The following is a 5,657-nucleotide window of genomic DNA, read 5'->3' as shown; positions in this document are numbered from 1 at the left end:
TTGGCCGTTATCGACCAGGCGATCAGCGATCTGTCCTCGGAGCGAGCCAATCTCGGCGCGGCGCAGAACCGGCTCAACGTCACCATCGCCAACCTCGGGAGCGCGCGCGAAAACCTCGCCGCCGCAAACTCGCGGATTCGAGATGTGGACGTGGCTTCCGAGACCGCGCAGCTGACTCGAAACACCATCCTGATGCAGGCGGGCGTGGCGGTCCTGGCGCAGGCCAACCAGATGCCGGCCATGGCGCTCTCGCTGCTCGCATAGCCATCGCATGGCCATCGCATAGCCATCGCATGGCCATCGCATAGCCATCGCATAGCGAAGCGTTGCTGTGCTCGGCCCCTGATACGGGGTCGAGCACGGCCCCCTACTTGGCATGCATCGACAGCTATAAGAAGACCCAGGAGCTGGTCTTCTATTCGTATGCGCCGACCGACGGCTGACCCGATCCAATCGGGCAGCCCGGGGCTACGTCAGCAGCGACAGGGCGAGATCCGGGTTTTGGTTGGCTTGAGCCAATACGGCGACTCCGGCTTGCAGAAGGATGTTGTTGCGGGTCATCGCCGCCGTTTCCTGCGCGATGTCCACGTCGCGGATACGGGAGTTGGCAGCCGCGAGGTTTTCGCGCGCGCTCCCGAGGTTGGCGATGGTGACGTTGAGCCGGTTCTGCGCCGCGCCGAGATTGGCTCGCTCCGAGGACAGATCGCTGATCGCCTGGTCGATAACGGCCAATGCGGACTGCGCCGAGGAGACGCTGGTCACGGCAATGTCATCGATGGTATCCGCTCCGGTGCTGGTCGCGCCGATCTGGTTGGCATGCATGTCGCTGATCGAGACCGTCAGGGTATCGTTGCTTGTCGCATTGATGCCGACCTGATAGTCGAGACCGGCCGAGGCGCTGCCATCCAGAAGGTTGATGCCGTTGAACTCCGTCACTTCCGCGATACGGTCGATTTCGTTCGAGAGCGCCTGGAACTCGTCGTCCAGAAACCCTCGTTCGGTCGTGCCCAGGGTGCCGTTGGCCGCCTGCACCGCCAGCTCGCGCATGCGCGTCATGATGCCGCTGACTTCGTTCAACGAACCTTCGGCCGTCTGAATCAGACTAACCGCGTCGTTGGCGTTTCGTTCGGCCTGGGCCAGGCTCCGAATCTGCGCCCGCAGGTTCTCGCTGATGGCGAGCCCGGCCGCGTCATCGGCTGCCGTGTTGATGCGCAGCCCCGTGCTGAGCCGCCCCAGGTTGCCCGCCAAGGCGGTTTGATTGTTGGCCACGTTTCGCTGTGCGCGAAGCGCACCGAGATTGGTGTTGATGGTCAGCGCCATGTCCCTGCTCCTTGGTTCCCGATAGAGTCGGTTGTCCGGGCCGACCCGGCGCAGTGCGCGTCAAGCACTCGATCGCAACTCACGCCAATCTCGCATTCGGACGCGGCAACCTTGAGCTTTAGGGCCTCTTAGCTAAATCTGCGACCGCGACATACCCTTTTTGGTTCGTTTCTTGCGTGGAAAGCCCTGGCAGCGGGGCACGATGCGGTGCAGGTCGTGCGCAAGGACTCACCAGCGCGCAAGTCGCCCCACGTTTGGACACAAGAATTGGGATTGGCGCTAAACCACTGCGAAAAAGCGGACGAGTGCTTTGGGAGACGCTGCAATAAGGCTGCTCCGGGCCGGCGAGGGCCGGGCGCGCTTTCCGAGCTAGCGCCAGCGAACAGAGAGGATTTGTGGAACTGCCAGCGATTAGTTTCTCGGGGCTAGCAACCGGAATCGACAGCGACAAGATGATCAAGCAGCTCGTGCAGATCGAGCAGCTGCCCATCCGTCGTCTGGAGGCGCGAAAGGCCGCCTACGACAAGCAGGCCAAGAAACTGACGGACGTCAAAAACAAGATGGACGCCCTCAAGGACGCCGCGGCCGCGCTCGACAGCGCTCGGGAGGTCCTGACGAGCAAGACCGTGGTCGCCGACGACAGCGTCGCGACGGCCAGCGCCGAGGGAGGCGCCTCGCTCGGCAAGTATACCCTGGCCACTACGACGCTCGCCAAAGAGGAGCGCACCTATTCGGACGGGTTCGCTTCCAAGACGCAGACGGGGCTTCTTGGCAGCGGTAGCTTCAGCATCACCATCGATGGAGACACGACCCAAATCGACGTAACAGCAAGCGACACGCTGGAAACCATAGCCTCCAAGATCAACGGTTCGGCCGCCGAGGTCACCGCCGGGATCATCTACGACGGCAGCAGCTACTATCTGCAGGTGCGCGGCAACGAGAGCGGCGCGGCCAATGCCATTACCTTCGTCGAAACCGGCACCACGCTGGGGTTCAATACGGCTGGCAACGAGAAACAGGCCGCCGCCGACGCGTCGTTCACCGTGGACGGCATCTCCATGAGCCGTTCCAGCAACGTGATCAGCGACGCCATCCCAGGTGTGACACTGACCCTGCTCGCCGAGGGCGCCAGCACTACGCTGGAAATCCAGCGCGATCCCGCTGCGCTGCAGAGTCTGCTCAACGATTTCATCAGTAAGTACAATGCCGTGCAGACCACGATCAACGGGGAGTTCGCGTTTCTTGGCGAGGCTCGTGGTCTGGACTCTCTGGCCGGCGATTCCACCCTTCGTGGCATCCAGGGCCGTCTTAGAACGATCGTCACCGGCGCGGTCTCAGGCCTCAGCGGGCCCTACTCCGCACTGTCGCAAATCGGCGTCGAGTCCAACACCGATGGAACCCTCAAGCTGAACGCGGATACGCTGGCCGAGGTGGTAGCCAACAATGCGGACGCGGTCGCCGACGTGTTGATCGACAACCTGGAAACGGGCAGCCAAGGAATCATGCCGCAGCTGCAAGCCGCCGTGACGGAGTTCGCCCGCTCTGGGGACGGAACCTTGGTCGCGCGTGTCATGGGTCTCGGAAACCGCAAAGACAGCGTCGATGAACAGATCGACCGCATGTCGCGTCGCGTCGATGATTTTGAAGCCCGGCTCACGGAACAGTTCGCTCAGCTCGAGCAGCTGGTCAGCGGACTGCAAGCGCAGAGCCAGCAAATGATGGCCATGCTGAGCTCGCTCTAGCCCCGGAGGAACCCATGTCGTTCGCGCTAAGCCAATATCGGACCGCCAATGTTCAAACGGCATCACCCGTGCAGATCGTGGTCAAGCTATACGACGGCGCCATCAGGTTCATGCGCCAGGCCGAGCAGGCCATTCGGGGCGACGACATGGCGACGAAGGGAGTTGCGCTGGGTCGAGCCCATGCCATCGTGAGCGAGCTTCAAGCCACGCTGGCCACGGACAAGGCTCCGGAGCTGTGCGAGAGCTTGGAGCGTCTCTACGAGTTCGTGTTGTTTCGGATCACCCAGTGCAATGCAACCTCGGACGTCACCCAGCTCGGACCCGCCATCAGCGTGATGGGAGAGCTCAGGCACGCCTGGGCGGAGCTTGCCAGCCAGGGGGCCAAGTGAGCCCGTGCCTGCGCGAGCTGCTGTCGCAGCTGGAAACCACCTGGCCCGACATCGAAGACGCCAACCCCGATCAGCTCGGCCGGACGCTGCAGCGGCGTCAACAGATCCTCACTTCCCTTCGCCAAACTGACACCTCGTCGCTGGACCAGGCGACGCGGGATCGCGTGCGCCACTGCCTCGCGTACGCCATGGAGCAGGACAAGCATCTGCTGAACGCGCTACAGCTGAGAATGGCCGAGCTTTCGGGCCACCTGAGCAGGCTGGTGGACGCGCGCAGCACGGTGCGCGGCTACGGCTCGACCGAGCCGCCAGCCCCGCATCTCGGCCGCTGGGTCGGGTAAGGGCCCTGGTACGCGCTTTGCGTCCCTGGTGCATGGGATGCACCGGAGACGCAGCACAGTGGTGGTCCAACCACGACCAGGTCGCGGCCCAGGGCCGAGCACAATGTGGGTCGTTGTCCTCGCTTCGCTGACCACGCTCTTTTGGACGAGCCCAACGCTGGCGCAACGTCTCAAAACCACGGGCACACTGGGAGTGGGCAGTGGGCTCAGTTGGGGCAACGCCGACGGCAACGCCACCGTCACCAAGCGCACCCCGCTCTTCCTTGAGATGGGAGTCCGCTTGGTCAACGACGAAAAGCCCAAGCTCGTATGGTCCGGCGCGCTGCGGGCGGAGATCGCGGGTCGTACGAGCGTCGCCGTGGTGCCGCGCGTAGAGCTCATGCGACCGGCAGGATCCCTCGTGCTGCACGCGAGCGCAGGCACACCGGTGTTCCTGGCGCCCTTCACGCTGGTCGGAGCCGAAACCGCCCTGGCGGGATCCATGGATTTCGGCGGCGCAAGCGTCTACGCGACGCTCATGCTGGACGCCTTTGTGTTCGGCACCGATCTGCCTCACAATTCGTCTCTGATCATGCTCAACCTCATGCTGGGCGCCTTTGTTGACCTGTAACAGCATCCCCAACGCTGCCAGGCCGAGACCCGGTGACGGTAACGCCTGCGGTGGCGAGGCACGCGCGATCCGGTTCGTCCTGATCCTCGCCTGCGTGCTCACGCAAGCCGGTTGCGATGCGGACCGTTGCCTGCGGCACAGCGACTGCCCGGCCTCGTTCATGTGCCAGGAGGGTCTGTGCCAGCTCAGGCCCGTCGAAGGCGACGCCGGGCCCGACAGCGCCATGCCGAGCGCGCTGGATGCGTCCACGGGACCATCAGCGCGAAGCGACGGCTCCATGCGAGACGCCGCTGCACCAGCAGCAGCGGATGCAGGCGGGGACGCTTCGAGCGCTCCAAGCTCGGACGGCGGAGCGGGTGATGCACAGGACGGCGCTCCCGGCTAGTTGGACCTAACGGCATCTCCAGGCGGCGCTGATGCGCCGCCCCGCTCGCACAGCGAGCGCTTGACCCGCAACGAAATCCCGGGTCAGTGATGATAGATCGCGGAAACCGTCACGGTGAGAAACTGGTCGAGCGCTCCACCCACGATGCGCTGGTGGTCGGGGCGCGGGTGGAAGGCAAAGAAATAGCGTCGATAGCTCAGGCCGAGACGCACGCTCATGTGCTCTAGAAGGGGCCTGCGAAGGCCGAGCAGGCCCTCCACGGCGGCTCCCGCGACATTCGGGAAGTAGTCGCTCGAGCCCAGATCGCCGACGTCGATCAGGTAAAGGTACGCGGCTTCGACATCGAGGGTCAGATCGTCGAGCAACCGCAAACGTGAATCGATGCCGCCGCGTACGAACTGGTAGGCCACGCTGGGTAGCTCGGGGGTGTAGGCGGCGCCACGCAGCGAGAACGCTTGGTAGCCGTAGTCCGCACGCAGCAGGAGATAGAGCCCCGATACAGGCAAGCGCAGCATCAGTCCCGAAAGCAGCTGGTACGCGCGGGTTGCGAAGTGACCATCGATCGCATCCTTGGTGGTAAGGCCGAGCGAGGAGCGACCGCCCGCGTGAACCCCCAGGCCAGCGAACAGGAAGTAGCGAACGGCCAGAGCCGCTCCGAGCCCCGGGCTCAGCGGCGGGTTGGCGTAAGCTCGCGGAACAGCGCGAAACGCGTCGGCGTAGGACAGAAAGCGCCAGAATGCGACGGCGCCGAAGCTGACCTCGAGCCGCTGCCCCGCGGAGCTCTCGAGCCGCGCCTGGCGCGCCTTTTCGTGCTTCGACATGCTCTTGCCGAAAACCCGCCTCAGCAGGCTCGGGTGTGCGCCGGATTCA

The 5,657-nt window shown here is 64.2% G+C and carries 8 protein-coding genes; 6 read left to right on the top strand and 2 right to left on the bottom strand.

From position 1 onward, the window contains the following. Positions 1-264 (top strand): flagellin (locus MJD61_00270; protein ID MCG8553713.1); only part of this gene is annotated, 264 nt, incomplete at its 5' end. A gap of 204 nt (positions 265-468) precedes the next feature. Here MJD61_00270 and MJD61_00265 read toward each other — a convergent pair. After that, positions 469-1,320: a flagellin FliC gene (locus MJD61_00265; protein MCG8553712.1), complete on the bottom strand. Its 852-nt coding sequence runs from the start codon at positions 1,318-1,320 to the stop codon at positions 469-471. A 395-nt stretch (positions 1,321-1,715) separates the two neighbouring features. Here MJD61_00265 and fliD point away from each other — a divergent pair, with 395 nt between their 5' ends. From fliD to MJD61_00240, 5 genes are all read left to right on the top strand, one after another. Further along, positions 1,716-3,062 carry a flagellar filament capping protein FliD gene (gene fliD / locus MJD61_00260; protein MCG8553711.1) on the top strand — a complete coding sequence of 449 codons (1,347 nt, stop codon included), beginning with the start codon at positions 1,716-1,718 and terminating at the stop codon, positions 3,060-3,062. Between the two features lie 14 nt (positions 3,063-3,076). Beyond that, the gene (gene fliS / locus MJD61_00255; protein ID MCG8553710.1) at positions 3,077-3,451 is read left to right on the top strand and encodes a flagellar export chaperone FliS; all 375 of its coding nucleotides are present in this window, start codon (positions 3,077-3,079) and stop codon (positions 3,449-3,451) included. After that, positions 3,448-3,792: a flagellar protein FliT gene (locus MJD61_00250; GenBank protein ID MCG8553709.1), complete on the top strand. Its 345-nt coding sequence runs from the start codon at positions 3,448-3,450 to the stop codon at positions 3,790-3,792. Before fliS ends, MJD61_00250 begins: the two co-directional genes overlap by 4 nt. A gap of 103 nt (positions 3,793-3,895) precedes the next feature. Further along, positions 3,896-4,402, top strand: a complete 507-nt coding sequence (locus MJD61_00245; protein ID MCG8553708.1) for a hypothetical protein — start codon at positions 3,896-3,898, stop codon at positions 4,400-4,402. Next, positions 4,392-4,787 carry a hypothetical protein gene (locus MJD61_00240; GenBank protein MCG8553707.1) on the top strand — a complete coding sequence of 132 codons (396 nt, stop codon included), beginning with the start codon at positions 4,392-4,394 and terminating at the stop codon, positions 4,785-4,787. The genes MJD61_00245 and MJD61_00240 overlap by 11 nt, the downstream gene beginning before the upstream one ends. An 83-nt stretch (positions 4,788-4,870) precedes the next feature. On the opposite strand, the gene MJD61_00235 is transcribed toward MJD61_00240, so the two are convergent. Continuing rightward, the coding region (locus tag MJD61_00235; GenBank protein ID MCG8553706.1) for a hypothetical protein at positions 4,871-5,657 on the bottom strand (787 nt) is incomplete at its 5' end.

The organism is Pseudomonadota bacterium (assembly GCA_022361155.1).
In the GTDB taxonomy this organism is placed as follows: Bacteria; Myxococcota_A; Polyangia; order Polyangiales; family JAKSBK01; genus JAKSBK01.
This window is presented reverse-complemented; position numbering and strand designations above follow the sequence as displayed.

Coding starts and splice junctions, on each gene's coding strand:
- MJD61_00265 (MCG8553712.1), bottom strand. CDS start 1,320: ATGGCGCTGACCATCAACACCAATCTCGGTGCGCTTCGCGCACAGCGA.
- fliS (MCG8553710.1), top strand. CDS start 3,077: ATGTCGTTCGCGCTAAGCCAATATCGGACCGCCAATGTTCAAACGGCA.
- MJD61_00245 (MCG8553708.1), top strand. CDS start 3,896: ATGTGGGTCGTTGTCCTCGCTTCGCTGACCACGCTCTTTTGGACGAGC.